Annotated in this window: 27 protein-coding genes; 7 read left to right on the top strand and 20 right to left on the bottom strand. The window is 68.6% G+C overall.

Features of this window, described 5'->3' with window-relative positions:
- Positions 1 to 82 precede the first annotated feature (82 nt).
- Genes LO772_RS29790 through folE form a run of 3 tightly spaced genes read right to left on the bottom strand, consistent with a single transcriptional unit; the run spans position 83 to position 2,009 of the window.
- Positions 83 to 931, bottom strand: coding sequence for a hypothetical protein (locus tag LO772_RS29790; RefSeq protein ID WP_231775118.1), 849 nt, complete (start codon positions 929 to 931; stop codon positions 83 to 85).
- Complete coding sequence (locus LO772_RS29795) at positions 928 to 1,440, bottom strand: 6-pyruvoyl trahydropterin synthase family protein (RefSeq protein ID WP_231775119.1); 513 nt, start codon at positions 1,438 to 1,440, stop codon at positions 928 to 930. Before LO772_RS29795 ends, LO772_RS29790 begins: the two co-directional genes overlap by 4 nt.
- Positions 1,437 to 2,009 (bottom strand): GTP cyclohydrolase I, encoded by a 573-nt coding sequence (gene folE / locus LO772_RS29800; protein WP_231775120.1) that lies wholly within the window; start codon positions 2,007 to 2,009, stop codon positions 1,437 to 1,439. The genes LO772_RS29795 and folE overlap by 4 nt, the downstream gene beginning before the upstream one ends.
- A gap of 301 nt (positions 2,010 to 2,310) precedes the next feature.
- Here folE and LO772_RS29805 point away from each other — a divergent pair, with 301 nt between their 5' ends.
- A complete protein-coding gene (locus tag LO772_RS29805) occupies positions 2,311 to 3,672 on the top strand; it encodes an XRE family transcriptional regulator (protein ID WP_231775121.1) in 1,362 nt (453 codons plus the stop codon).
- 13 nt (positions 3,673 to 3,685) lie between these two features.
- On the opposite strand, the gene LO772_RS29810 is transcribed toward LO772_RS29805, so the two are convergent.
- The 8 genes from LO772_RS29810 to LO772_RS29845 all read right to left on the bottom strand — a co-directional run bounded on the left by LO772_RS29810 (position 3,686) and on the right by LO772_RS29845 (position 10,836).
- Entirely contained in the window at positions 3,686 to 4,057 is a 372-nt protein-coding gene (locus tag LO772_RS29810) for a hypothetical protein (RefSeq protein WP_231775122.1), read from the bottom strand.
- Between the two features lie 166 nt (positions 4,058 to 4,223).
- Positions 4,224 to 6,044 carry a relaxase/mobilization nuclease domain-containing protein gene (locus tag LO772_RS29815; RefSeq protein WP_231775123.1) on the bottom strand — a complete coding sequence of 607 codons (1,821 nt, stop codon included), beginning with the start codon at positions 6,042 to 6,044 and terminating at the stop codon, positions 4,224 to 4,226.
- Positions 6,045 to 6,047: 3 nt separating this feature from the next.
- Positions 6,048 to 6,392, bottom strand: a complete 345-nt coding sequence (locus LO772_RS29820) for a MobC family plasmid mobilization relaxosome protein (protein ID WP_231775124.1) — start codon at positions 6,390 to 6,392, stop codon at positions 6,048 to 6,050.
- Between the two features lie 536 nt (positions 6,393 to 6,928).
- A complete protein-coding gene (locus tag LO772_RS29825) occupies positions 6,929 to 7,156 on the bottom strand; it encodes a hypothetical protein (RefSeq protein ID WP_231775125.1) in 228 nt (75 codons plus the stop codon).
- Between the two features lie 54 nt (positions 7,157 to 7,210).
- Positions 7,211 to 8,227: a DUF2637 domain-containing protein gene (locus LO772_RS29830; RefSeq protein WP_231775126.1), complete on the bottom strand. Its 1,017-nt coding sequence runs from the start codon at positions 8,225 to 8,227 to the stop codon at positions 7,211 to 7,213.
- The gene (locus tag LO772_RS29835; protein WP_231775127.1) at positions 8,224 to 8,844 is read right to left on the bottom strand and encodes a WhiB family transcriptional regulator; all 621 of its coding nucleotides are present in this window, start codon (positions 8,842 to 8,844) and stop codon (positions 8,224 to 8,226) included. Before LO772_RS29835 ends, LO772_RS29830 begins: the two co-directional genes overlap by 4 nt.
- 106 nt (positions 8,845 to 8,950) lie before the next feature.
- Positions 8,951 to 10,489 carry a helix-turn-helix domain-containing protein gene (locus LO772_RS29840; protein ID WP_231775128.1) on the bottom strand — a complete coding sequence of 513 codons (1,539 nt, stop codon included), beginning with the start codon at positions 10,487 to 10,489 and terminating at the stop codon, positions 8,951 to 8,953.
- Positions 10,490 to 10,533: 44 nt separating this feature from the next.
- Entirely contained in the window at positions 10,534 to 10,836 is a 303-nt protein-coding gene (locus LO772_RS29845) for a hypothetical protein (RefSeq protein ID WP_231775129.1), read from the bottom strand.
- Between the two features lie 362 nt (positions 10,837 to 11,198).
- Between LO772_RS29845 and LO772_RS29850 the strand changes: the two genes are divergently transcribed.
- The 3 genes from LO772_RS29850 (at position 11,199) to LO772_RS29860 (ending at position 14,135) form a co-directional block, all read left to right on the top strand.
- Positions 11,199 to 11,651, top strand: coding sequence for a helix-turn-helix domain-containing protein (locus LO772_RS29850; RefSeq protein ID WP_231775130.1), 453 nt, complete (start codon positions 11,199 to 11,201; stop codon positions 11,649 to 11,651).
- Between the two features lie 241 nt (positions 11,652 to 11,892).
- Positions 11,893 to 12,345, top strand: a complete 453-nt coding sequence (locus LO772_RS29855) for a hypothetical protein (RefSeq protein ID WP_231775131.1) — start codon at positions 11,893 to 11,895, stop codon at positions 12,343 to 12,345.
- A gap of 2 nt (positions 12,346 to 12,347) precedes the next feature.
- Positions 12,348 to 14,135, top strand: a complete 1,788-nt coding sequence (locus LO772_RS29860) for an MAB_1171c family putative transporter (RefSeq protein WP_231775132.1) — start codon at positions 12,348 to 12,350, stop codon at positions 14,133 to 14,135.
- A 281-nt stretch (positions 14,136 to 14,416) separates the two neighbouring features.
- Here the strand turns inward: LO772_RS29860 and LO772_RS29865 are convergent, their stop codons facing one another.
- From LO772_RS29865 to LO772_RS29880, 4 genes are read right to left on the bottom strand one after another with little or no spacing between them, the layout of a single operon-like run.
- Positions 14,417 to 15,310, bottom strand: coding sequence for a hypothetical protein (locus LO772_RS29865; RefSeq protein WP_231775133.1), 894 nt, complete (start codon positions 15,308 to 15,310; stop codon positions 14,417 to 14,419).
- Between the two features lie 54 nt (positions 15,311 to 15,364).
- Positions 15,365 to 15,715: a hypothetical protein gene (locus LO772_RS29870; RefSeq protein ID WP_231775134.1), complete on the bottom strand. Its 351-nt coding sequence runs from the start codon at positions 15,713 to 15,715 to the stop codon at positions 15,365 to 15,367.
- A 34-nt stretch (positions 15,716 to 15,749) separates the two neighbouring features.
- The gene (locus LO772_RS29875) at positions 15,750 to 16,301 is read right to left on the bottom strand and encodes an ATP-binding protein (RefSeq protein ID WP_231775135.1); all 552 of its coding nucleotides are present in this window, start codon (positions 16,299 to 16,301) and stop codon (positions 15,750 to 15,752) included.
- Positions 16,298 to 16,906: a bifunctional DNA primase/polymerase gene (locus tag LO772_RS29880; protein WP_231775136.1), complete on the bottom strand. Its 609-nt coding sequence runs from the start codon at positions 16,904 to 16,906 to the stop codon at positions 16,298 to 16,300. The genes LO772_RS29875 and LO772_RS29880 overlap by 4 nt, the downstream gene beginning before the upstream one ends.
- Positions 16,907 to 17,055: 149 nt before the next feature.
- Between LO772_RS29880 and LO772_RS29885 the strand changes: the two genes are divergently transcribed.
- Positions 17,056 to 18,450 (top strand): transcriptional regulator, encoded by a 1,395-nt coding sequence (locus LO772_RS29885; RefSeq protein ID WP_231775137.1) that lies wholly within the window; start codon positions 17,056 to 17,058, stop codon positions 18,448 to 18,450.
- 17 nt (positions 18,451 to 18,467) lie between these two features.
- Here the strand turns inward: LO772_RS29885 and LO772_RS29890 are convergent, their stop codons facing one another.
- Complete coding sequence (locus LO772_RS29890; protein ID WP_231775138.1) at positions 18,468 to 19,382, bottom strand: aminoglycoside phosphotransferase family protein; 915 nt, start codon at positions 19,380 to 19,382, stop codon at positions 18,468 to 18,470.
- 1,015 nt (positions 19,383 to 20,397) lie between these two features.
- Between LO772_RS29890 and LO772_RS29895 the strand changes: the two genes are divergently transcribed.
- Entirely contained in the window at positions 20,398 to 21,024 is a 627-nt protein-coding gene (locus tag LO772_RS29895; RefSeq protein ID WP_231775139.1) for a TetR/AcrR family transcriptional regulator, read from the top strand.
- 134 nt (positions 21,025 to 21,158) lie between these two features.
- Here the strand turns inward: LO772_RS29895 and LO772_RS29900 are convergent, their stop codons facing one another.
- The 3 genes from LO772_RS29900 to LO772_RS29910 form a co-directional block, all read right to left on the bottom strand.
- On the bottom strand, positions 21,159 to 21,710 hold the full coding sequence (locus LO772_RS29900; protein WP_231775140.1) for a nuclear transport factor 2 family protein: 552 nt from the start codon (positions 21,708 to 21,710) through the stop codon (positions 21,159 to 21,161).
- Positions 21,711 to 21,805: 95 nt separating this feature from the next.
- Complete coding sequence (locus LO772_RS29905) at positions 21,806 to 22,996, bottom strand: cytochrome P450 (RefSeq protein WP_231775141.1); 1,191 nt, start codon at positions 22,994 to 22,996, stop codon at positions 21,806 to 21,808.
- Positions 22,993 to 23,958 carry a TIGR03621 family F420-dependent LLM class oxidoreductase gene (locus LO772_RS29910; protein ID WP_231775142.1) on the bottom strand — a complete coding sequence of 322 codons (966 nt, stop codon included), beginning with the start codon at positions 23,956 to 23,958 and terminating at the stop codon, positions 22,993 to 22,995. The genes LO772_RS29905 and LO772_RS29910 overlap by 4 nt, the downstream gene beginning before the upstream one ends.
- 917 nt (positions 23,959 to 24,875) lie before the next feature.
- Between LO772_RS29910 and LO772_RS29915 the strand changes: the two genes are divergently transcribed.
- On the top strand, positions 24,876 to 25,616 hold the full coding sequence (locus tag LO772_RS29915; protein WP_231775143.1) for an SDR family NAD(P)-dependent oxidoreductase: 741 nt from the start codon (positions 24,876 to 24,878) through the stop codon (positions 25,614 to 25,616).
- Between the two features lie 109 nt (positions 25,617 to 25,725).
- On the opposite strand, the gene LO772_RS29920 is transcribed toward LO772_RS29915, so the two are convergent.
- The gene (locus tag LO772_RS29920; RefSeq protein ID WP_231775144.1) at positions 25,726 to 26,514 is read right to left on the bottom strand and encodes a histidine phosphatase family protein; all 789 of its coding nucleotides are present in this window, start codon (positions 26,512 to 26,514) and stop codon (positions 25,726 to 25,728) included.
- Between the last annotated feature and the right edge of the window lie 59 nt (positions 26,515 to 26,573).

Genomic DNA, 26,573 nt, shown 5'->3' on the forward strand with positions numbered 1-26,573 from the left:
ACGCCACACGCCGGTGCAGACCCGCGGCTCCACCACCTGGAAGGCGAGCGGGGCCCCGAGGGGCAGCACACTGACCACATCGTCACCCGCCGCGTCGGGACGCAGCCATGCGAGTGCCGGGGCCTGGTCGGTCCACATAAGTCCGGTAGGACGCCATGCGCGCGAGGTGCCGGCGGTCATCGTGTTCCCACCTTTCATAGACGTGCGCGAGTGTGTCGGCGCCGGCGAGCAGGGCGATGTCGGCCAGTGCCTCGGCAGGATTGTCCGGCATGTGGAGGTGGTTGATCAGCGGACCGGCCTCGAACGCGAGGCGCAGGACGTGCTTGAGCCGGTCGCCGAAGTCGACGGCGTGCGGTGGCCCGAGCAGCACGAGGACCTGGACAGGACCGCTGGTGAGGTAGCGGGTGCGCTCGGCGACGAAACCCTGACCGTACGCGTCGGGGTACAGTCGCGCACACTCGCGCGCGGTCAACGTCCGCTCGTTGCAGGCGAGTTCCGTGAACTGCCCGCGCAGCCGCGCGCGCAACGCACCGGCCGGGGAACCCGGCTTCAGCAGCGCCAGCGTCAGGCGCTGCGGCGGCCGGGGCAGGCAGGTTCCGCCCGTTCCGGACGCGCGCATCGCCGTCGCCCACTCGGTCCGGCACGCGCACGCCGACTCGTCGTCTCCGGGATGCGAGGGCGGGCGCTCACCAGCGCATAAGGCGGCACGCGCCACGCAGTCCGGGCAGTGCGTGAGCACCGGCGCAGTAGCCGGAAGCTCCGTCAACGGCGTTCCCGTGCGCATCGCCAGCCACCACCGGTCCCACGGGTGCTCCGGCCACACCTGAAGGATTTCGGGCCGGTTCCGAAGCCGGGCCTCCAGGAGCAACCCGAGCGCGGCCGTCAGTCGGGCGCGGTCCCAGCCCGGCGGCAGCGTGCCGGGCGCGTTCACGACCACAGCAACTCGACCGTGGCCCCGCACGTGCCGGACTCCTCGACCGTGACCCGAAGCGCGTCCGCCTGCGGTGCGGCGTCCCGGATGTCGGGTGCGAGCCGGTCGAGAAGGTACGCGGCAATCCCCTCCGTGCTCGTGTCCGGTGTCGGCATCAGCACCACCCACGCACGCGGCAGACTGAACCGCGCCCCGCCGCCGCGGACATGGACGGCGTCGTCGCCGACGTTGACGGCCACGCCGGGCGCGGCCGTGGCGATCAGCGTGCGGTTGTTCAGCTGGCTGATGTGCGCGCGCAGCACCGCTTTGACGCGGCGGAAGTCGGCGAGCATCCCGGCCGGGGCCGGGCGTCCGCGCACGCTGACGCGGACGGTGTACCCGTGGCCGTGCAGCGGCTCGAACACCCCGCCGTGCAAGCCGCTGTGGGCCGCGCAGAAATCGAACCCCGGTCCGCCGACATGCAGGACGACCTCACCCGCCACATCCCCGCAAACCGACGCGGGCATCATCGGGCCACCGCCAGCGTCATGAACTCCGCCCGTGCTGCGACGTCGTCCAGGAGAACGCCGCGCAGCGCGCTCGTGGTCGTCCGCGCGCCGTGCGCGCACGCGCCCCGCAGCGTCATGCACGTGTGGTCGGCGTGCATCAACACCCCGACTCCCGCCGGTGCCAAGTGCTCGGCAATCCAGTCGGCGATGGCGACGGTGAGGCGCTCTTGCACCTGCGGGCTCTTCGCGAGCGCGTTGACGACGCGCGGGAACTTGCTCAGCCCCAGCAACGTCTTGCGGGGCAGATACCCCACATGCGCAGTGCCCGTGAACGGCAGCATGTGGTGCTCGCACAACGACGTGAACCGGATGCCGTCGACGATCACCAGCCCGTTGTGGCCGTCCACCGGCTCGAACACCGTCGGCTCGAACGCTTCCGGCGTGGTCATCTCGACCAGCGCGTTGACCAGCCGCCGCGGCGTACGCGCCAACCCCGGAGCGGCCAGATCCACACCGATCGCCGCGAGCATCTGCGCAGCGGCGCTCTCCGCCCTGTCCAGGTCGCGGCCTGCTGTCGTGTTCGAAGGCATGCATCCCCTTTCACGTGCGTCGGTCCGCCGAACGCGTCGGCGGAGAAGAGTCGAGCAGCGCGCGTCCGACAGGCGGGCCTTCGGGGGAGAGGGAACCGCTCCGCCGCACGCGTGGCTCCAGGCAACCGCGTCGCCCCTCGCGTGGGGAACGGGAAGAGACGGTGTAGTCGGAGTAGTTGGTGCAGACACCGAGGTGGTGTAGCTACACCACCTCGGGGCCGGCACAGACCCCGGACACACCCGTGACGGTGCTACGTTCGGTGCGTCGGATCGCCCGTACCGCCAGCCTTCGGGGGGAGCGGTGGACTCCACCTCCAACCGCCTGCGTGACGTGCTCGCTGAACTCGACTGGAGGCCGGAGCAACTGATCCGCCGGATCAATGAGCACCGCGCCGCACGTGGGGCCGCGCCCCTGCACGTCAAGGCCGCCTATCCCTGGGTACGCGGCCAACGACCGTGCCGCGACGTCGAGAACGACGCGTTATCGGTGCTGCGCCGCCATTCCGGCCGACCGCTGACACTCGTCGAGCTCGGCTGGTCAGGACCCCGACGTCGGGCCGGCCGTCCCGTGGACAACCCCTGCGAAGCGGACGTGACCGACCTGCTCGACTCGATCCAAGGAGAACCAATGCAGCGCCGGAAATTTCTCAGGAACCTGGGAGGCGTGGCCGTCACCGGAACGGCACTGAGCCTGCTGATGCCCGGAGAGGCCACCGCGCTACCCGTCCCAGGGCCGGGAACGAGCGTATCCGCGCCGCTCCTCGCCCGCATGGAGGAAACGGTGCGCGCGCTGCGGGACTTGGACGACACCACGGGGAGCACCGGCGGCCTCGACTGGGCCAACACCATCTGGCAGGGCGTGGCCCGCACCATCACCGGCAGCACGTACGACGCGGACCAGGCCCAGCGGCTGTTCACCGCCTACGTCGAGGCGTCGGAGACCTACGGCTGGATGCTCTTCGATGCCGACAAGCACCAAGCCTCCCAAAGGGTGTACCAGGTCGGCTTGAAGGTCGCCCAGCAGGCAGCCGGCCAAGCGTCTCCTGAACTCGACTACGCCACCCGGAATTTGCTGGCCTCGGCGGCGTACGAGCAGGCGTGGATCGGGCATCACGGCGAAGCCGAGACCCTGCTCGCCGTGGCGACCCGCACGACCGGACGGCCGATCCCCGCACGCCTTGAGGCCGTGCTCGCCGACCGCTCGGTCTTCGTGGCCGGGCAACGCCGGGACAAGGAAGCCGTCTTCCGCGCCCAGGAGCGCGCACACACCGCGCTCGGCAGGGCAGCCGATGACGGGCTGGAACAGCCGTGGTGGACCGAATGGCTGTCCACCGAAGCCGTAGACGGCTCCACCGGGCGCGCTCTCCTTGCTGCGGGCGACGCCGACGCCGCGGAGCCGTATTTGAAACACCGCTTGGTGCGCAGGGATGACGCGTACCCCCGCGACCAACTCGTCGTCACCCTCGATCTCGCACGCCTGTACGCACTGTCCGGAGCCCACGATGAAGCGGCGACCGTCGCCGTCGAACAAATCCGCGCCCACACCGCCGTCAAATCCCCACGCCTCACCGCGCGTTTGGGTGACCTGGCGCAGTCTCTGGCTCCGCACGCCGACATCCCGCAGGTCCGGGAACTCCTAGCGTTGACCGGCACGACCGTTTGACCCTGACCGCTCGTCAGTTCAGGTAGATCCCCTTGAATGCGCCGTCGAAGCCGAGGCTCGTGATGGCGGCGTCGAGCGTGGGCCAGTACCGGTTCGGGCGCTGATCGTTGGTGGAGTCGGTGTCCACGGGGGTGGAGGGGAGCCATTCCCTGCCGCAGCGGCAGCGGACCCAGGTGGAACCGTTGTAGGTGATGAGGAGCCAGTCGCGCTCGGCGCCGCAGGTTGTACAGATGACGAGTTCGCCGTCGTGGGTGTGCAACAGCCCGGGTTGCTCGGCAAGTTGCGCACCGGTTGACGGGTCGTAGGCCTCGGGCACCGGCAGGGGATGCGAGTTCGGCGACGGCTCCTCGGAGGGGGCGGGGTGATTGGAGTCGTTGTTACGCACAGGCACTCCCTGGTGGCCGGTGGTGTCGGGGACGAACACCATGGACCAGGGAGAGCCGAACAGTCCAACTCGTTGTCGGGGCGAGTGAGGAGCCACGGGCGGGCATGCCGTGCGGGTCTCGCCGGTCCGAAGCGGGGATATGGACCTGATACGTCCGGCAAATCGTTCAGCTGCGACGCCGCGGCCCTCGGAGCGTCGCGAACTGGGGTGCTTGATGTGTAGTGCCGCTTGTCGCCTTCGCGGGCTGCGCGCGCGTTCGGGGGCTGGGGCCGGGAAGGTCGGCGAGGCGGCGAATGCGCCACGCGAGGACATGCGCCGGATCGGTGGCGGTGTCGAGTTCGCGTTGAATGACGGCTTGTTGCAGCAGCGCGCGGGTGTCGTGACCGTCGAGCTCGGCCTCGGCGAGGGTAGCGACCAGGATGTCGCAGCCGATATCGGTGACCCGCTTGCGCATATGGACGGGCAGGGCCTGAAGAGAGGCCCGTGTGTGACGGCGGCGGTCCGAGGCCGAAAGGGCAAGCACGGAGGTCCGTAGCACCGTGACTGGGCCGGACCGCAGATATGCGGCCCACAAATGGTCGGCGGCTTCGCGGGCCGCTGCCGCTTGTTGGAGGTGCTCTCGCGCGTCATGCCACCGGTAGGCGGCGATGACGGCGACGACCAAGGCCGAGAGCGCGGTGCCGACGGCGCCTCCGTCCTCGGGGCGCACGGGGCCGGCGCTGATGATGTCGCGGGCCGCGCCTCGGAGGGCACGCTGGATTGTCGTCGCCGCGTGGATCCGCGACCGCGCCGCGCGTTCGTATGCGCGGGCCGCGGCCTTGAGGTCGGTTCGGGTCGTGCCCGATGGCTCTGACTCGGCGATGGCGTCGATGACTTCGCCGATATCGGCCGCATAAGCGGCTGCTTTCCGGACGCTGTCGATTACGAGCGTCCGGTGGCTGGCGTCAGCGGGGGAGTTCGTGGTCGCGTTGAGGTGTTCGGTGGCTTGGTCCAGGCCCTCGGCGGCGTCTTGTCGCGCTCGGCCGGCGCGGGATAGCGGTGTGGGTGGCCGGTGTCCGCCGGGTCGACCGCTATGGGCGAAGCCAGCATTCTCAGGCGGGTTTGGGCTGCTTCGGCCCAGGTTTTCGGGGGCTTTCTCGCCGTCCGGACGGGCGGCGAACCGGTCGCGGAGTTTGGGGAGGGAAAGGTTGCCGGCGAGTGTGGAGCCGGAGAACCAGATCGGTGCGGCGTCCTTGTTGCGATCGGCGACCAGCGCGACGGCGTAGCCGGTGATGTCGCCCGAGGGGGCGGTACGTTCCTTGACGAGCACGCCGGAGCGTCGTAGTCGGGCGAAAAACTCCCGTTCGTTCGCTGCCCCGGTGGCGGCGAGGCGTACGGCGTCACGGAGTTGCTCGCGCGGAGTGAGTTTGGTACCCGCGCGTTCGGCTTTGGCCCGTTCGGCGCTGGTGGGCCTTTTCGCGGCAGTGCCGTCGCCGGTATTGAGTTGCCGCAGCCCGAAGTCTTTTTCGATCTTCCGGCATTCGGCCTGCGCGCGCTGGTAGTCGTAGCTGTTGCGGGCGAGGGCCAGGTTGGCCCGCACGGTGGTGGCGACGATGTGGATGTGGTTGTCGTCGTGGCGTACAGCGACCCACCGGCAGCCGTGCGGGTCGCGGTCAGGGGCGATGCCGGTCGCGGCGACGATGCGACGGGCGACGGTGGCCCACTCGTCGTCGGTGAGGGCGCGGTCACCGGGGTCGGCACGGACGGGGCAGTGCCAGACGTAATCGGTGGGGCGTCCGCGTCCTTGGCGTTCGCGCTGCCGGACGCGCAGGTCCAAGGCGTCCGCGAGCTGCTGGACGGTCGCCCCGGGGTGGCGTCCGGGGTCGGGCGTGAATCCGTCCCAGGACGCCACGATATGCGGGTCGACATGCTCGTCACGGCGTCCGGGTCCGAACAGGTAGAAGAGGAGCCCGATCGTGCGGTTACCTCTGCTGATGTCGGGGACCACCGCTTACCTCTTTGCGGCACGGTGCGCCGCGGAGTCTGCGGCGGCGACTGCGGACGCGAGGCGGCCGAGTCCGGACTCCAGGTCGCGGACGAGGACTTGGGCGTCCGGCAGGATCCCGGAGTTCAGGACGCGCGCGATCTGGTTGAGGTTGTTTCCGATCCGAGCCAGGGAGGACCGCAGAGCGGCGAGTTCCTCGATCAGCGCGTCCTCGGCGCGGGAGGGCGGTTCCACGACCACGACCATCGGGCGGATTCCGGAGTGGGCGCGGTGGGCGTGTGCGGCTGCGAGCAGCAGCGTGGCGCTGAGTCCGGCCGGGGTCAGCCCGGTGTGCGTGGCGACGGCTTCCACCGCGTCGTGCTCCTGCGGCGACAGGTGGGCGCAGACGCGCCGTGCGCGGTGTGCGGCCCGGTAGGGGCGGCGGGGCTGCACCCTCGGGGATGCCGATTCCGGAGGAGCGGATGTTCGGGCTCGCACTATCCGGCTGGGGGCTTCGCGGCCTTTCGCAGCGGCGAGAAGAAGGAGTTCGCGAGCAAAGGCGGCGGGTGTCAGATCGGCGCTTGCAGCGGTGGCTTTCACTGCTTCGTGTTCGTCGGTCGACAAGCGTGCGCACACACGGCGCTGACGCTCGGTCTGCATGGGCTCGGTCTCTGGGTACGTACGGTCGCGAGATGCGCTTCCCCTGCTCGCATGAGCCTGATCACCCGTCGACAACGGTCCCTGACCAGGCCGGCCGGCCTGGGCGTGGGTATCCCCTCCCTCGCCCCCCTGGGCGAGGGCAAGCGCGCCGAGGATCCCAAGGGGATCCCGGCGCATTAGCTTGCTGTGCGCCTCGCCCTCGTGGTCCCGCTCGCTGCTGTCGCGGCATGACCCGGTGCCGGGGCTGGTCACGCGCCGATCCGCGCTTCTGAGGTAGGGCGGGATTCGCGCTGGATTTTGGTGATGAACTCCAGCGCTTCCTCTGCGCCCGGCAGGGGCTCCAGTGCGACGCCCGGGCGGCGCTGCACGAGCCAGCCACCGTCGGAGGCTTTCCAGGCGGCGGAGATGAGGTTGTGGGTGACGAGCGCGATCAGCCACGCCTCGATCACGTGCGGTGCGGGGGTCGATTTCGGCACTGGGGTTCTCCCGTCCGGGCGGGCGGCGGGAGGAAGGTCCGCCGCAAGGGTTGGTCAGTGTTCGCTGCGCAGGACGGCCATGAGCACGTTGAGTTTCCCGTTCGAGATGGTCAGTCCCTGGTGACGGATGGCTGTGGCCACGGCATGCCGACTGGGGCGTCCGCGGTGCAGTGGCACCCGGCGGGCGACGGAGAGGAGGTGTTCGATGTCTGGGGAATGCCGGCGGACCCCCTCGGACCCGTCTCGGGTTGCGGTAGTCGAGTGGGCACCTGGAACATGGGGCTGTCCGCGGTCGGACGGGGCCGGTTTGGATTCTCCGCTCGGAGGATGGCTCGCTGCGGAGGGTGCGGACGGCTCGGCGGGGCGACCGGTGTTTTCGGACTCCGCGACTTTGGTGTCCGTGTCCGGCGTCCGAAGGAGTTCGACGGAAGGGACATCCGGCGGGAGGGCTCCTGACCGCCTACGACGGCCGTCCGCGTCCGCCCCCTTTGCGGGTGGACTCGGCTCGGTGGACGCCCTGTGGTTGGCGGGCCGGAGCACTTGGTCGGGTCGAGACGTTGACGCCGATGTCGGGATCGCCGTGTCGCTGCCGAGGACGCCGACGTCCCCGGCCTGAACCGTGGCGGCGATTTCGCGTGTGACGAGGATGTAGAGGTGGACGGCGGCGGCGATGGCGATCGGCGCGACTGTGGAGAGCACGGCGACGGCGGTGTTTCCCAGTCGCATGTTCGGGTTCGAGGTGTGCAGCTGATTCAGGCGTACGGCGTGGAGCGCGTTCGCCCACACACTGGTGACGGTCGCGCCGGCGACGAGGAGCCAGACGTACGCGCGGGCCCGCAGCCGCGAGTCGCGCAGGACGAGCAACGCCCGGATGCCGTACGCAATGAATCCGTCGACCAGCAGCGGGAAAAGCCACGTGAGTTGGCTGCGTACGTGCACGGCTGCCGCCATCTGCCGCAGCGCGTCGAAGGACTGTGCGAACGCCGCGCCGCCGAGGAGCGCGATCGCAAGCCGGTCCCGGCCGCCGAGCTGCGCGGCCGGGGCTGCTGCGAGGGCTTGAGTGGACGTCATGCCGCGGCTTCGGAGCGGTCGTATCCGACGGTGTCGCGTCGCAGAAGTACCGGCTCCTGGCTTGTCGTGCGGATCGGTTCGGGATGGGTGTTGCCGGGTTGAGGCCGGTCGGCGGGGTGTTCGACTCCGGGGTCGAACATGTCTGCGGGCTCGTGATCCGGTTCGTCGGTGCTTTCGTCGTCGTGGCCGTGTCGTCGGGCGTGGAGTTTCTCGGCCAGGTCGGTGCTGGTCTTGAGGAGCCACGCCAATCGCGGGATGGGCAGCAGCTGTTCGAGCGCGGCGTCCTCCAATGCGGCCATTTCGCGCTTGTTGAGGTGGATGTCGTGGCCGTCGAGGGCGGCCTGTACGCGGCCGATGTCGAGTCGCGCCGCGGTGGCTTTGTGGAGGGGGCGTCGTTCGAGGTGGGTGAGGCCTCCGCGGACTCCGTGGGTGTCCTCGCATACGAGCGCGGATGCGAGGCATTCGGCGGTGACAGGGCACACCCGGCACCAGGCTTTCGCGCGTTGGGCGGCGGTGGCGGCCTTGGCGTCGAAGATCTTCGGGTCGGCGGTTGCGCAAGCGGCGCGGTCACGCCAGCCGCTCATGCCGAGGCGGGGGTAAGTGGCTTCCGGGCGCATGGGGATCAATCCGTTCGTACAGGCGTCACCGACGTCCGAGGCGGGTCTGACGTGGCGGCGGATTGTGGGGGAGGAGAGGCTGGCGCTGGGTCGGTCCCGAGCTCGGTCAGCCCGTGTCGGCGAGGCCTGGGGTGAGGGCTTCTGCGGCGCATGGGCCGCACAGCCCGGCCCATGCGGCGCGTCCGGGCGTCGTCCGGCACGAGAAGCACAGGCTGCGTCGGGTCCCAGGAATGCGTGTCGGTGTCGCATGCGCCGCGCTGTCGTCGGTCATCGTCGTGGCGTTGGGATTGGCCTGCGCCGCTGCCGATTGCGGCCTGCCCGATGGGGCAGGTGCGGGCTCGGGGGCGCTGTGCTGTACATCGCCGTTCCGTGCCTGGCAGCCCTCGCACGGCTGCCCGTGCGTCTCCGGGAAGCCGCAGCCCGGACACGCGTCGGCGGCGGTCCTGGAGACCGGGAGTTGGCGCCGAGGGGCAGGCGGCGCAGCGCGGCGGCGTACGGCCCGCCGGTCGGCTTTGCGTTCTTGGCAGGCTCGGCAGGCGGCGCGTGTGTCGAGGTCCGTGCCGTCCTCGCAGCGTGCGTTTCCGCACGTGCCGGCGCGGACCATGGCGACGGCGGCTCCGACGGGGCGAGCCAGCGTTCCTTCCGCGAGTTTGTCGGCGTACCCGTGGGCGTACCACCGTCGTTGCACGCGGGCGGCAAGTTCGGCGGGCGTGCGTTCGGTGAATTGGTGTTCGATCGCGCGGACGAGGGTGAGCGGCGCGGCGCTGCCGGTGATGTCGGTGAGCAGGGCCTGGAGGTCGTCCGGCAGCGCGGTGATCACGTGGGCGACGTCCGGGGTCAGCTGGGGTTCGCGGGTGCTGTTGTCGGCCGCGGCCGTGCCGCCGGTTTCCGTGAGGGCGCTACCTGGGTGAGGGGCCCTTCGGGCGTCAGCGGCGCTGCGCGCCGAGGGCGCCTCGGGTTCTGGAGAAGGGTTCTGGTGAGGGTTCTTTAAACAGGGCGGCACCGGTGCTGCCACGGTGGCGGCATCCGTGCTGCCGGGGGTGGCAGCACTCGCGCTGCCACCCCCGGCTTCGAACTCCGTCACCCGACCCTGTTCGGACACGGTGCGCGAGGTGGCAGCACCGGTGCCGCCACCCTCCGGCTGGAGCCGGTCTTTGGCGCTGGTGGCCGACGCTGCGGGCGAGACCGCCGCGTTCTGTGCCTTTCGCGCGCGCGTGTTCACCCCTTTCGGCACGCCGCCTTTGCGTGGAACGCCTGCCTCGCGTTTCGTGCGCCGTCGTTCCTCGGTGCGTGACTTGGCGATCTCGGCGGCGAGTACGCCGGATGGAAGTGGGTCCGACCATGTGCCGTTGTCCTGCCACATGACCCCGGAGTCGTGCAGGTGGTACAGGTTCGCGTCGTGGAGTCCGGCCTTGCCGGGGGCCGTTCGCTTCTCGACGGTGACGAGCCCGGCGACTTCCATTTCGTCGAGGGTGCGGTCGAGTGTCGAGACGGAAACGCCCAGCTGGCGGGCGAGTTCACCGCGGTACGGCTTGCCGTGGCCAGTGTCGCGGCAATGCGTGTCGGCGTAGCTGACCAGGATCGCGTACAGAGTGCGCGCGTTGGCGGAGTATCTCGGATCGCACATCCACCGGTTGGCGATCATTCCGAAGGGGAGGTTCCCGCCGCGGCGAACCTCCGGGTCGAGGCTCACCGTTCGCCCGCGTGTGTGTGTGCCGACGCGATGGGCTCGTCGGGGGCGGCGCTGCGAAAGACGCGTTCGGCGGCCAGGTCGAGCGTGTGGGGTTCCGTCCAGTCGATGCCGGGGAATGCCCGGGTGACCCAGTGTCCGATGGCCGCGCGGTCGGCGAGCCTGAGGGAGAGCCGGACGCCGCCCTGGTCGAACACGGCTGCATAGCCGTGGCCGCGCGGACTGATGTGGGTGCGTACCCGGGCCGCGCCGGGGGCGAGGTGGCGGATGGCCATGATCGTGGGCCGGATGCGGGATGACACTTCCGCAGTGGTCGGGATTGCCGGACCCTGTGCGGGCATGCGGGTATCCTCCGTGTGACGGAACGGGCCGGGAGTTGTCGAAGCCGCCGACTCGTTTCTGTTTGTTTGTGTTGTTGTGCTGCTCACTTGTGGGCGCCGGGTGCCTGGAGGTTGCAGCCTCCAGGCACCCGAACATGCGTGCCGCCGGGCGTGGCCGAAGCCATGCCGCGCGAGCACTTTAGTGGTCGACGGGGATGGGAATCCACGCTGACGGCTCCCGGCGTGTCGCCGCTGTACTGCGCGGTTTGACGTTGAGGATCGCCATCGACCAATCTGGTATCCGCCAAGGTTTCCGGGTTGACCAGATAAGGGGCTGTGGATTCATGGCTGCCGCCGAACATGGCGAGAGCGGTCGTACGGTGGCCGACAAGCTGAACTACCTCTTCGCGACCGTTCACCCGGCGTCTCGCGGGCCCTTCAGCAACGCGGAAGTGGCCCGGGAGATCTGCGCGGCCGGCGGCGACACGACTATCTCGTCCAGCACCATCGCCCAACTCCGCTCCGGCGCCAAGGCCAACCCCACCATGAAGACGATAGAGGCGCTCTCTGCCTTCTTCGGGGTTCCCCCGGCCTACTTCTTCGACGACGCAGTAGCGCGGCACACCGATGCCGAAATCGCCGAGGTGATCGCGCTCCGGGACGTCAAGGAAGTGGCCATGCGCGCCAACGGGCTCTCCGAGGGCAGTCTGAAAATGATCAAGGCCGTGATCGAACAGGCCAGATTTCTGGAGGGGTTGGATCCCGATCCCGCGCCAACCGAAGCGGGCGGAGCCTGAAGCGCGCGCCGCTGCGGCGCCGTGTTGACAGCGCGGGGCTCGGCCCTATTTGCCCCCATCCAGGTGGTTGGCCTAAGTTTCCCCCATGACGCGCCGAGGCGGCGACGTGGCGGTGCGAACACAAGCACATGAAATCCGGTCATGCCGGGCGATGTTCTTCGGGGGCACGGTGAGCTTGCGCGGGTTACGAGCCGACTGCACACGCCAAATTCGCGACCTGGATATCCCGACACCTTTCGACGTGGACAGATTCTGCGAGGCCGTCGGCGCGCAGCGCGGACGGCGCATCGTCCGGCGTCCGCTGCCACTCATCGACGACCGCGAGATCCCGTGCGGCATGTGGGTCGCCACATCCACCACCGACTACATCTTCACCGAGTCGGACACTCCGCGCTCCCATCGCGACCACATCGTCGTCCACGAGATCGCGCACATGCTCTGCGGCCACGCCAGCTCAATCGACGCCGATTTGGCGCAATTCCTCCTGCCCACAACGAATCCGACGATGATTCGGCTGCTCATGGGCCGCACCGGGTACGCCACCGCAGACGAGCAAGAGGCCGAGATGATGGCCACGCTGATCATGGAACGCGCCCACCGCGGCGTCGCGCCGGCCCCTGCGCACTCCAGCAAAGGGCTCAAGCGGCTCGGCGCCACCCTGGGCCACCACACGACCGACTCCCGGTGGCGCTGACCATGGCCGATGCGTTCGAGACGGTGATCACCATCCTGGTCGTGATTACCGCGGTGTCACGCGTTCCCGGCGCGGTCCGCAATCCCAACGCGCGACCGCTGTGCGCGGTCCTTCTCGCACTCGCTGTCGGCATACTCCTCTGGTTCGTCGACCGCTTCGCGATCCTCCACATCGACGTCGCATCCGGCGTACCCAACCTCACCACCTTGTTGCGCCACCTCCTCGGAGTCGCCGCCGCGCAGGCCACGTTGGCGTACCTGGCGATGGTGACCGATGTGGGCCACACAGCGAGGGCCAGGCGCGCGCGCTCCATGCTGTCGCTGCTCGTCGCGACGTGCATGACTATCGCGTTCGTGCTGCTCGACCGTCCCACCCAGGTCGAGGACTTCTTCACCGCGTACGCCGGACACGCCGCGGCCACGGCGTACTGGATGATCTTCATGTCCTACTTGCTCGTCGCCCTCAGCCTGGCATTGGGCACAGCAATCAGCTACTGCAGGGAAGCCGAGCCGAGCCCCCTTCGCACCGGTCTCGCGTGCACGGGCGTCGGCTCGTTCATCGGCATCCTGTACGTCACCCACAAGATCGCCTATGTGCTCGCCTGCCAAGCCGACCACGAGGTGATGTCGGCGGCAGCCTCCAGGGCAACAACGTCCATCCTCTTCACGACAAGTCTGTTGTTCATCGCCGTCGGCACGACCGTTCCCCTCGCCGCAGAACGACTCCGCGTTCACGGCAAGCGGCGCGACGCGCACGACCTCGAACCGCTGTGGTCACTGCTCGTCGCCGCCAAGCCGTCCATCGACCTCCAGGCGATTGAACACGTCGGTGACCGCTTATACCGCCGCTACATCGAAATCCAGGACGGTCTCTTGGAGTTGCGCGACTACTCCGACGCGCGTACCTTCGCTGCCGCATTGGACCACGCCCGCACCAACGGCCTGGAAGCCCTGGAAGCGGAGGCATTTGCCGAGGCCGCCCGCATCCGCGTCGCCGAAGCCCGATACCGGTTCGGCCTGCGGGTCCCGGCACAAGACCGGCACCGGCCGGCCGCCGTCGACGACTACGACCTTGAAATCGCCCGCCTCGTACGGGTCGCCCGCGCGATCCACAGCCCACACGTCCGCAGATACCGTGATCGCCCGCCTTCACCACGCCCCCAGGGAACCGACGCCGTGACCACACCGACCGCTGCCCCCGCGACCCCCAACAGCCTTCGCGAGCGCGGCGCCCGCATCGTCACCGAAATTTTCGCGCCGGCCGTACTGGTGGTCGTCGTCCTCCTCGCAGTAGGTCGGCACAGCACTGGCTCCCTGGCCGGCGTCGGATGGGGGCTCCTCGCCGCACTCTTCTGCGGCATCATCCCCATCGCGTTCATCCTGTACGGCGTCCGCCGCGGTTACTGGACCGACCGGCACGTCAAACTCCGCCGGCAACGCGCCGTCCCCATCACAGTGACCGCGGCCTGCGTCGTCGTCGGGTTGACCGCCCTTGCGTTGCTTGACGCCCCGCGCGAGGTGATCGCCCTGGTCCTGGCCATGCTCGCGGGCCTCGCGGCGACCCTGGCCATCACCGCCTTCTGGAAGGTGTCGATCCACACCGCCGTTGCCGCCGGTACCGTCGTCATCCTGACTCTGACCTACGGCCCGACCCTCGCACTCACCGCCCCCGCCGTCGCCCTCGTCGGCTGGTCCCGCGTCGTCCTGAAAGACCACACGACCCCACAGGCCATCGTCGGTGCGCTGGTTGGAGCTGTTGTCGCCGCCGGCGTCTTCAGGGGCGTCGGCTGACCACACGCGACATCATGAGGCGTTTCGGCCACGCGCCGCACCTGCCCTCAGGAAACCGGCTTGGCAATTCTCCGGGTAAGTAACAGGCCCTTCGCGCACATGTTAAGACAACCAGCCACACGACACGTCAATGACGGGGAAGCAAGGCCCTGAACTTGGTAAGGGGCCGGTGGGCAGGTCCCGCGCACCGCCCCTGCATCCGCGGCTCGTCGCCGCCCTGCATCGATATCGAGCTGATGGTGACCTGGACCCGCGCCGATCTTGAGAACGTCGCACCCGTGTCATGCCAGCACTTCCGCGCGCTGGGCGATCCACCGTCGGGCCAGCGCCGCCCGCTCGGCGATGTCGCGGTTGGCCTCGGCCAGCGTTTCCAGCACATCCGGGTCGTGCAGATGCAGGTACCGGGCGGGCCGCCGGTCGAGGGCCGGTTCAGCGCACAGGTCGACCACGCCGTCGCAGCGCGGGGACCAGGCCGCCGCGTCCACCCACGACCGATAATCCGGGTTCAGGTTCGTGGTGGCGATGACGGCGTCGTACGGTCGGCCGCCCAAGGCTTTCCTCACGCTCGCGGCACGGACAACCGTGATGTCGCCGGCCGCGTCGACCAGGCGGTGAAGCTTGCGGGGACGACGTGTCATCATCACGACCCGCTCGTATGTGCCGGGCGGTGATGTAGCCACCGCGCGGGCGAGCATGCCGCCGCCGATGACGAGCAGGCGACGCGCTTGGTCGCCGTCGCGGTGGTCGAGGAGGAACCGCGGCAGGTCGCTGTAGTCCATGTGGGTGTGCAGGCGGAACCTCTCGCGTGCCTGCTCCGCCAGATCCAGGGCGTCCACGAGGAGAAGGAGCAGCGGGTGGCCCGATGGCAGTTGCTCGGCGGCAGTCCGTACCTGCCGGAAGACGAACTGCTCTCCGAGGATGAGCGACCGGGTGCCGGCGGCGATCTGCGCGAGCCGGACGAGCGCCCGTTGACGCCCGACGAAGACGGGGCGGTCACGCAGGGCCGGGAGGGGAGCCGGGGCGCCGACGGCGTACCACTCGATGCGTTGAGTGGTGTGCAGCAACATGCCATGCGCGGATCGCAGAGGGGGATCCGCGGCCAGCTGCTGGTGTGTCCGGCCCAGGACCGCCAACGGATGCGTGGTGTCGTCCACGAAGGTGTGGAGAACGTCCAAGCTTTGCTTCCTCCTTGGTGAAGACGGCTGGTGCACCGACGTTGAGTGGGGGAGTCAGGAGGTCCTGCGCCGAGTGGTGCTGCGTGCGCCGACGGGCGTCTCGAACCAGTCGCGGGCGAGCCCTGGACCGAGCGGGATGCGGCGGCCTTCGGCCTCGGCGTCCAGGACCGCGTCGATGCGGTTCGCGATAGCTCGGGCTCTGTCGACGTCGTAGTGCGCCACGGCGAGAGCGAGTGCGGTGCTCAGTTCCGCAGCGGCCCCAAGAGTGAGGCCGTGCGGGAGGGCGACGAGTCCCGGAGGGTGCCCCAGGCTGCGCGCGGCGTTCCCGCTGGTGAGCACGATGGGCCGCTGCGGTTCCGGTCCTCGTACGAGCGCCAGCCCGGGCCCGCCGATGGACGCGGTCACCTCAATCCACTCCGGTCGGCAAGGAATGGGGAGATCAGACACGGTCTTCGACCTCACGGGTGTCGTTGGCGGGCGCCGGCCTGAGTGGGGCCCGGCATGCGCTGCCGCTCTGACGGACGCCAAGCGGTGACGTGTCCGACGGCAGCACGCCTGCACACAGCGCCGGCGCGGCCCAGGGGAGGTGTACGCGAACGGTCTTTCCGCCGCCGTCCCGATCGGTGGCCATGGTCAGAGCACCACCGAGTTCTTCGGTGACCGCGGCGACGATGGACAGCCCTCGCCCCGACGTGGCGTCGGTGCAGGGCGCGCGACCGGTGAACACAGGGCGGCTCGGATTCCGATCATGCACCGCGATGCACAGCCCCGCGCCATCGACGGTGATGGCGATGGCGATCGGCGACGTTGCCGCGTGGCGCACCGCGTTGGTGGTGAGTTCCGTGAGCAGCAGCAGCGCTGCGGCGCCGGTGTCGCTGTCAGCCGAACACCCCCACCGGTTCAGGTGTGCCCTGACCAATGTCCGTGCCCGAGGCACTTGAAGGTCTTCCGCCGGGATCTCGAAAGCCAGGCGTTGCGCCGGGACGGTCAAGGCGCCTCCTTACACCGGGAAGGGAACTGGTCGCAGGACCGGGTCAAATGGGTTGCCACGGCGGCGGGTTCCGGCAGCGCTTGGGCGTTGACCGGAGTCGGGGGGACGAGCCATTGCACTGCTTGCGGCTCGGGGCCGCCGACTGGGAGGACCGCGTAGCCGTCCGTGGGCAGCCATATCGCGCCGAAGGGCAGCGCCGGGATGGGCGACGCGACGGCGGTGAATACGTGAAGTGCCCCCGGCGTGCGCAGGACCGGGCCGAGAACTATGTCGGCGTGCTCCAACGCGGCGAGGAGGCGGTGGCCGGCAGGGGCACTGATCGCGATGACGTCGAAGCACTCGCCCACCGGCGTCACCAGGCAGCCGGGTGCGTCTGTCAGCCAACCGTTGAGCGTCTGCGGGCGCGTTGTGGCCTGCTCGCCCCATCCCGGGTCGGCGGGATGCAGTCCGGGGCGGTCACAGTTCGAGAGGCCGCAGGAGCAGGAACCGGCCGCGTCGCGGTACGTGCCCGGGGCGATTCGCCAGCCCAGTTTCGCGTAGAGGTCGGCGTAGTCCGCCGCTGTGGTACGGACGTCGAGGGGCTGCGGCGCAGCTGCGTGGAGCATGTCTCCAGCCAACCGGCGGCGTCTCGGCGGCAACACGTGCACAACCCGTGCACTTCATCAAATCACCCGTGCACTTCCCGTGCACTTCGCCGCTGCCTCAAGGCCGGAACCGCATGCCTGACCGGTTGCCTCGCGGCTACGCTGTGTGCATGTCCGAAGCCGGGGGAAGCGGAGCCGCGATGGGCAGGACCCCGAATGACCAACTCGCCGCCCTCATCGACGAGGCGGGTTGCAGTCATGGGGCGCTGGCCCGCGACATCACCACACTGGCGGCCGAACGCGGCCTGGACGTGCGCTGCGACCACATCGACGTCGGCCGCTGGCGCGCCGGCATGCGTCCGAGGGGCGTCAAGCCCCAGCTGGTTGCCGAGGCCCTGGGCAGACGGGTCAACCGTCCACTCACCCTCGGAGATGTCGGTATGGAGGGCCGAGGAGGACCATCGCTGAACCTGGCACTCAGTTTCGCCGAGGACCGCACCACAGTGCTGCGAACGGCGACGACCTTGTGGGATGAGGACTTGAAACGATCCGACTTCCTCCGGCGCGGCGCGGTCACCGCGGCCATGCTGGCCACGCCCATGACCGATTGGTTGCTCGCGTCACCCGCCGACCCCGCTTACCGTACCGGGCGCATGCCCCGCGTCGGCGTCGCCGAAGTCGACGCCGTTCGCGCCACTGCGCGCATGTTCGAGGACCTTGACCATCAGTACGGCGGTGGACACGCCCGTACTGCCGCTGTCCAATACCTCCACGCGCACGTCAGCCCACTCCTGCGCGGCACCTACACCGATGCCGTCGGCCGGGACTTGTTCGCCGTGGCAGCCCAGTTCGTCTACAAGACCGGTGCGATGGCCTACGACACCGGCCTGCACGGTCTCGCGCGCCGTTACTTTGTCCAAGGCCTCGGTCTTGCGCACGCGTCCGGCGACCGCGCCCTCGGTGGCAAGGTCTTGGCGCTCATGAGTCACCAGGCGAACTTCCTTGGTGAGTACCGCGACGCTCTGCAGTTCGCCCGCGCCGCCAAACTCGGCGCCAGCGGCCACGCCACACCGCGCGTCCACGCCATGTACTGCGCGATGGAGGCTCGTGCCCTCGCCAGCCTCGGGGACACGCGGGCGTGCCTACGGGCCTTGCGCGAGGCGGAGACGGCCTTCGCCAAGGGCATGGACGGCGACGACCCGTCCTGGATCGGCTATTTCGACGCGGCCGAACTGCACGACGAGGCCGGCCATTGCTTCACCGCGCTCCGGCAACGTGCGGACGTCGAATACCGCGCCCGGCTCGCGCTCGGCGATGTCTCCGACGCCTATCCCCGCAGTCGCACGTTCTGCCGCCTGTCCTTGGCGACCGCCCAACTCCGGGCACGGGACGTCGAGCAAGCCTGCGCCACCGCCACGACAGCCATGTCGGCGATGCGACAGATCAAGTCCGCGCGCGTCCGCGCCTACCTGCGGAGCTTCGCCGCGGAGACCAGGCCTTACGCCGACGTCCCCGCGGTCAAGGACTTCCACCACCAGGCCCGCGAACTGTTCGAAGCCGCCTGACCGCGAACCGTCCGCAGTTACGCACCCGGAGTCCATGTACGCGACAGTTCCGGGTGCCGCAACGAGTCGATCCGCAGACGGGCCTCCTCCAACAACCGCGGTTCCCGAGGAACCCGGGACGCCAGCCACGCCGTCATGCGGAACATCCGGATCGACGCCAGCACCTCAAACCCCGACCACTCGCGGACGTCAAGTCCGTACGTTCCCGTGAACTGCTCGTACTCCGCCGCGCTGTACCAGCCCAGGCGGTGGTACACGGCGGGGACAACCAGATCCCATTCCCGTGGACCCACACTGAAGCGTTCCAGATCCAGCAATACCGCGTGGCCGTCCGCGCCTCGCACCGCGTTCTTGCGGTTGGGATCCCCATGGATGGGGCCCCAGGGAAGCGAGAACTCCACGTCGCTGTACGCCGCCTTTAATGCGTTGTGCAGTGTGTGAAGGAAAGCCATGTCTTCGGAAGGCAGGCCTGCCCGCGCGGCGGCCAGGTGCTCCCGAACGCGTACGAACGGCTCCAGCACCGGTAGCTCCGGAGCCGTGGGCGGAACCAGGCGGTGCAGCGACGCCAGCAAGGCTCCCAACTCACCCGCGGACGCCATGGTCGCCTGTTCGACCTCGTGCCAGAAGCTCACCACCCGGCCCGCCACAACGACCGGCTGCACGACGCCCTCCAGAGCCCGAACAGCCGAAACGCCCTGCCCGGCCAGCCACATCGACACCGCGAGGTCAATCCGCACACGCTCAAGCGCCCCGTCGCTGGACGCAACGCGACCTACAACCCCAGGCGCGAGCCGGAACACCGCGTTATCCGCAACCGGCCCCAGCAACTCCGGCACCCCGACCGGCCGCAACCCGACCTGCCGTGCCCCTTCGACAAGCGCGGCCCGTCCGGAGGCTTCGGAGAAGGCGCTGACCGAAGAAGACGAGGACACCTGCGTAGTCTCCATCCACCGTCGCCACACGAGCAAGTCTCGTTGAGGACGAGTGCCCAGCCCGAGGCGTCTTTCGTTCCCCAGTGCGCGGGCGATCGTGTGGCAGGCACGACGACGGCCGTCGGTGGCACGTCGCCGATGGCGAGATTGCTCCTCCGTGTTCTTTCCGTGAGGGACTCATGGTGTGCCTGCCGGTGCTGCTCGGTGAGCGCGACCAGTTCCGCACGAAATGCCCTACTGCGGTTCGTCAGGGCCGCGAGCTTCGAGACCCGGGGCGCTGCCGGGCCGGGTGTTCGCCTCTCATGTTCGCCTCTCACAAAGCTGCCAACGGATATGGGTATTTCCCCATCCGGGCCTGCCGCCCGATTCCTGCTCGACGTGGCGCCGCAGGATGGCGGGTAGAGTCGTCGAGCGACACGAAGTAGTAGATCAACAATGCGAGTTGTTTCCGGCTCGCGCGCTGCCCGCCGGATCCCGACGGCGGTATCTCGGTGGATTTGGGCCGAGGACATGTGGACGAATGCAAGCCGGGCTGCATGCCGCGTGAGGCGGTGCTCGGCTCCGTCGAAGAAGTTGGACACGAGGCACCGTCTGGCTGTGGGTTGCGGCGGTGCCGGACGATGTGACCGAGCACTCTCATGTGCCCGGCTGGCTTCGTGGCGCCGGTTGCCGCTGTCCCGATGCGGCGTGACGACTCCGGCGGTGCCGGGTTTCCGTCCCGCGCCTGGGCATTCCCGCCCATGCTCGCAAGAATATAAACCCTGTGCCCCGCGCCTGTTCCGGAACCGGTCGAGGCAATACGGCGACCTGTCGGCCATCTCGGCTTGCGACTGCTTCGACGTGATGGGTGGTGGGTGTGGCCACCGGAACGGCCAAACCCTGTACTATACATATGTATAGTGTTCTGGTTTCCGGGTGTCTCGCACGGACTTTGCGGGGTGGACGGCCAAGGGTTGAGGAACTTGGCGGTGATATTACAGGCGTTGTCGCGGTTACGGAGTGTGAGGGGTGAGGCATGGCATCGAGCCGCCGGGTCGGCGCGGAGACGTCGAAGACCAGGGGTCTCCTTCTGGACATGGTCGAGCGTCTGATGCTCGAAGAAGGCTATGCCGGGGTCACCTACCGGGCAGTGGCGGCGCGTGCCGGTGTGACGGCGGGCCTGGTCCAGTACTACTTCCCCACGTTGGACGACCTGTTCGTCGCCGCGATTCGGCGCCGTACCGACCGCAACCTCGACTGCCTCGTCGAGGCGCTGCGGGCCCGCGCCGACGAGCCGTTGCGGGTGATCTGGGAGCACAGTCGGGACGAGGCGACGGCCGCGCTGATCTCGGAGTTCACGGCGCTCGGCAACCACCGGAAGTCGATCCGGGCGGAAATCGCGAAGGTCACCGAACAAGTGCGCGGCGCCCAACTCGACGCACTGGCGGCAACGCCGCCTCGGCGCGATCCGACGAACGGCCTGCTTCCGATGGAAGCGGTTCTTTTCCTGATCGCCGGTATTCCCAAGATGATCAAACTGGAGAAAGGAATCGGCGCCTCGCTTTCGCATGCCGAGGTACTCGAATCCGTCGAGCGATTCCTGGATGCGGTTGAACCGCGGACCGCCGGCCGCGACGGCGAAGATGCCGAGGCGGCCGGCTGATGCGTCGCGGTGGCGCGGGCTGACGGCGGCGCCGGGAGGATCAGGAAGCCCGGGGACGGGTTCGCCGTTGTCGGCGGCCCGCGCGGCTCAACGGTACGTCGGGCGTGCTTGGCCCGGGAATCGACAGTCGTCGGTCACCAGCGGACTGCGGGTTCGCTGTCGGGCACGAGTGGGCGTGCGTAGGAGAGGTCGTCGGTGTTCCAACTGCCTTTGAGGAATCCCTTGAAGGCGCTGGAGCGCATGAACGAGGCGTCCGCGGTGAAGGCCCATTCCATCGTGCAGCGCCGCAGGGCGATCTTCCAGACGCCGTCGCGGCGTTCGAGGCGGTCGAGGTAGCGGCCCCCGAGGAAGACGAGGGTCTTGCCGTCGCGGCCGACCATGGAGCCGAACACGTAGCTTTCGGCGTGGGCGACGTCGCCGTCGATCTCGCAGGTGTGTGTGGTGAGGTTGTGCAGGTGGTCGCCGAATACGGACGCGTGCTGCCGGTTGGCCCAGGTGCCGTATTCGGGGCCGAGGAGTACGTCCGGTCCGTGCTCGTCGACGCCGTCGGGGTGGTAGACGCTCGTCATGAGTTCCACGTCGTGCCGGTCGTGGCCGCGCGACTGGTTGTTGACGCAGTCGAGAATGTCGAGGCGGTCTTTCACGTAGCGGATCTCGGCGCGCAGTTCGTCGATTTCGCTGCTCATGGTGTGCTTGTCCCGTCGTTGTCGTGCCTGGCTGTGGTGCCCGGTTGTGGTGCGGTGCGGCGGTCCGCCGCGAGAACGGGCGGGCGCTGTGTCGGTCAGCCCACGATGGCGGGCATGCTGTCCCAGCCGCGCACGGTCGAGGCGGGGGACCAGACCGCGTTGTCGATGTCGATCTCCCAGTCGGGCCAGCGGTTGAGTACCTCGTCGAGGGCGATGCGGGCTTCGAGTCGGGCGAGTGCGGCGCCGAGGCAGTAGTGCGCTCCCTGGCTGAACGCGAGGTGTTTGTCGATGCCGCGGTGGATGTCGAAGGCGTCCGGGTTCTCGAAGTGGCGGTCGTCGCGGTTGGCCGCGCCCAGCATGAGCAGCAGCCTGCTGCCGGCCGGAACCGTCTGTCCGTGGTACGTGATGTCCTCGGTGACGTAGCGGGCCACGTTCGGCGAGGAGCTCTCGAAGCGCAGCAGCTCTTCGATCGCGTTCGGGACGAGGCTGCGGTCCGCGGCGAGTTGGCGGCGCTGGTCGGGGTGGTCGCCGAGGACCTTGCCCATCCAACCGAAGAACCGGCCGGTGGTGTCGACGCCGGCGGCGGCGATCACCGCGAGGAATACCTGGAGTTCGTCGCGGTGCAGGCGGCGGGTGGTGCCGTCGACGTCCTGGAACTCCACGTTCAGCAGCTCGGTGATGAGGTCGTCGGAGGGGTTCTTCTCGCGCCAGGCCACGTATTCGGCGAAGCCGTCGCCGGAGAAGTACTTGTCCTTGCTCACGGTCAGCGGTTTGCCGGGGGTGTTGCGCAGGGTGCGGTGGGCGTGGTCGCGGATGTCGGGCTGGTCGGAGTCGGGGATGCCGATGAGCATGCCGATGACCCGCATGGGGAGTTGGGCGCCGAGGTCGAGGAAGAAGTCGAACCGGTCGCCGCCGACGAGCGGGTCGAGACAGGCCTGGCAGAAGGCGCGTACCCGGTCCTCCAGGGCCTTCATCTTGCGCGGTGTGAACGCGCGCGAGACCAGGGCGCGGTGGACGGTGTGCAGCGGCGGGTCCTCGTTGATGAAGACGCCCTGCGGGATTTGCGGGTCCGCCTTGATGACCTCAAGGATGTTGCCCTTCCCCGAGATCAGGCGCTTGTTGTCGCGGACGGCCGCCTCGACGTCGTCGAACCGGCTCAGCGCGAAGAAGCCGTGGCGTTCGTTGTGGTAAAGCGGCGCCTCGTCGCGCAGCCGTTTGTAGACAGGGCCGGGATTCCTGGAGATCTCGGAGTCGTACGGGTCGTAATACGGTTCGGTGTTCGTCATCGTCCCCCCAGCCGTTCGACGAGTGGAGCGAAGGTCCCCATGGCGTTTTGCGGCACGGTCACATAACTGGTCCCGAAATCCTCGCGGTTGGCCAGCAGCCGTTGTTCCATTTCGTCGAGCGTGCCCACCAGTACATTCGGGTGGTCGGGCAGGACGTCGGCGTCGACCGAGATCCACCCGGCGATGTCCTTGTAGGTGGCCGCTGGGTCGTCGGTGACGACCGTGAAGTAGGGCGAGCCTTCGATCTCGATGTCGGCCAGGCGGTCGGTGGCCGCTTCTTTCACCAGTTCATACCTCCGGATCGCTTCCTGACGCGGCGTCAGGCCCGCTGCGTTCACGGGGTCGAAGGGCACATTGGAGATGCTGACGATGTCCGCCTCCCGCGCGGCCAGCGACAGGATCCGCTTGCGGTTCCCGCCGATCATCAAGGGCGGGCGCGGCTTCTGTACGGGGACCGGCAGCCCCGCGTATCCGGTGACGTTCAGGTGCTCGCCGGCCAGGTCGATCGGTTCGCCGGACCAGTGCGCCTTCAGTAGGGCGATGACTTCCTCCAGCCGGTCGACGCGCACCTTGCCGGGATCGAAGGGGATGCCCAGGGCCTGGTACTCCGGTGCGTGCAGGCCGGCGCCGATACCCATTTCGAGTCGGCCGTCGGAGAGCAGATCGATGGTCGCGGCTTCCTTCGCCAGCGCCGCGGGCACGTGGTAGTCGATGCAGAACACCCGGCAGCCGATCCGCAAGGCCTGGGTGACTGCGGCGGCAGCGGCCATCGCGGCGATTGGCGCTAGATGCTGCGGCGGCATGCTGCATGCCCGAGCGGCCGGGCCGCGTCCAAGGTAGTGGTCGGAGACGAACAGAGTCGAGTATCCGAGCCCCTCGACTTCACGAGCGAGATCGAACCACTCGCGCGCGGACGTGGCCCGCGTGGCCTGGACGCCGAAACGGAATGGCTTGTGAATCATGCGTACACCTCGATGCGTTCGGCCGGCGGAGGACGCACTCACCCGGCGAATTTGCGAACGTTCGCACCACCTGGTCCGGAAAGGACGCGAGGGATGCAACATGCCTGCATGTGGATCGGTCCCGGGGCCGGCTTGCGTCTGATCGGGCGCCGTCGGGTGCTTCCGGATATCGACGCGGGCCACCGGCTTGCACGTGCCGCACCACTCCCTGCGTCGCCTCCTCCGCGGCGACGCGACCTGGGCGAGCAGTGCCACGTGCCGGTTGTCATGCGCCCGGCAGCGGCGGATGACCGCGGCCAGGCCGGTCGGGCCGCCGGTGGCGACGGTCGCCCTTTCGGCGCCTTCGGTCATTCGTTTCGCTCTCTCCTGGTAGGAGCGTTGGCCGGTCGGTGTCAGGGAGTCGACGGCGGTCTCGTCCGATACTGAACAAACGTATAGCACAATGTCTTACAGTCGTATAGTGTGCGTGCGAGCGGCCTGCCGATCCAGCGCGGCCTGTCTCTTCAGCCCCTGGCTCCGGCGCTGGATGGTGAAGGAACGAGGCGGGAGCGGACAACTCGCAACACGCAAGGGGGACCGAACTTGGCAGCACCGAGAGAACAGCCCGTCGAGGACTGTCCTGGTTTCCCCACACACCGGGATCTCTCGGATATGTCGGGGCGCCTCGAGTGACTCGCGAGCCCGAGAGCGCCCGGGCACCGCGTTTTCTCCGTCAACGAGACCGGGACGAGGTCCACCCAAGCAGGCGGAGAGCTCGCTGACGCGTCCACGCAACACAGCATCCGATGTGGTCTCCCCGACCGCATCAGTCGGCAGCCGATTCGGGGACAACCCCGGAATCAGGGGCGGCAACGCCGACTTCATCGAACATCTCGCGTGGCCTCGACACGGTCGACGCCTGACAGAGGAGGAATGCCATGAAGCGGCTGGAAGGCAAAGTCGCCGTCGTCACTGGTGCCGGATCGGGCATAGGCCGCTCATCGGCATTCTTGTTTGCCGACGAAGGCGCTCGCGTGGTGTGTGCCGACGTGAGCGGACGAGAGAACTTGACGGCCGCGTCGATCGGCGACGCGGCGGTCGCGGTGCGAGTCGATGTCGCGAACGGCGATGACGTGAAACGCATGATCGCTACCGCCGTCGAGACGTACGGCCGCATCGATGTGCTCTTCAACAACGCCGGCATTACCGGTGCCGTCGAGCCCTTTCTGGAGACGACGGAGCAATCCTTCGACCAACTGATGGCCGTGAACGTCAAGGGCGTCTTCCTGGGTATGCAGGCGGCGATACCGGTCATGCTCGAAGCGGGCGGCGGATCGATCGTCAACACCGCATCCGCCGGGGGGCTGGTCGGCTGGAAGGGGCTGGCGGCGTACGCGGCGACCAAGGGCGCGGTCGTCCAACTGACGAAATCAGTCGCCCTTGACTATGCCAAACGGGGAATCCGTGTCAACGCCATCTGTCCGGGCATGACGTGGACCGGCACGTCGAACGCGCCCGATGACTCCCTTCCCCCGGAAGGGGTCCGGCTGCCGCAACCCATGGCACGCTTCGGCCTGCCGGGCGAGTTGGCCAACGCCGCGCTCTTTCTTGCCAGTGACGAATCGTCGTTCGTGACCGGCGTTGCGTTGCCGGTCGACGGAGGGTATGTGGCGCGCTGACGTTTCCTGCGGGGCACGGGCGTGGTGGCTGTGGTTGCTCATCGGGCGCCAGCCCGCAGGAACCAACCTGGTTCCCGCAGGCTGGCGCCCTTTCCGTGGCTGCTGTCGGCTACTGCCGGCTGCCGCTGTCGGTTGCCTCGAAGGCTGCGCCTTGGGCGCTTGGGATGTCCTTGCCGCCCCAGGTGAGACATGTGAGCGTGCCGTTCGGCTGCAAACGCGCTCGGATGATCATGGTGTTCGCGATCGGGTTCGCCTGCCGGAATTCCGGGTCGATCGGGTTCTCGCAGGTTTCCGGCAGCATCAGGGTCAGAAGCGCCGAGTGCGCCACGATGGCGGCTGTGCCCTTGCCGGTGTGGTGTTCGGCGACGAACCGTTTCCACCACGCGTCCCACCGTGCCTTGACGTCGTTGAAGCTTTCCGCGCCGAAGCCTTTGTCGCGGTCCTCGCCTCGGCTCCACCGGTCCATGATGTCGCCGAGCCGCTTGACGAGTGCGTCTCGGTCGTCGGCGGGGATGTCCGACAAGTCGAAGCTCACTTCGTTGAGGCGGGCGTCCGCGTTGATCGGGAGCCGGTGATCGTTTGCTACGTCGGCGCCTGTCTGAAAGGCGCGGAGCAGCATGCTCGTGTGCACTTCGTCGACCCGCTCGCCATGGAGCTGCGCTGCCAGAGCCGAGGCTTGTGAGGTGCCGAGATCACTCAACGGCGGATCGATGGCGCCAGGTCCACTGTTGGTGTGGGCGTGGCGGATGAAGAGTATGTCGTAGCCATGACGAGATCGTCCGCCGTCAGCTTTCGCCGGTGCGACGTCGGCGACGAGGAGCGTGGCCGCGATGCCGAGGGCTGTGGCTGCCGCGGCAACCGTTCGGCGCCAGTGCCGTGGGTGAACCAACGTGTGCAAGCGATTCTCCGATTCGGATTGGCTCCTTGGGGTCGACAATCAGTGTTCGCACACGTGAG

Source organism: Yinghuangia sp. ASG 101, from assembly GCF_021165735.1.
GTDB lineage: Bacteria > Actinomycetota > Actinomycetes > Streptomycetales > Streptomycetaceae > Yinghuangia.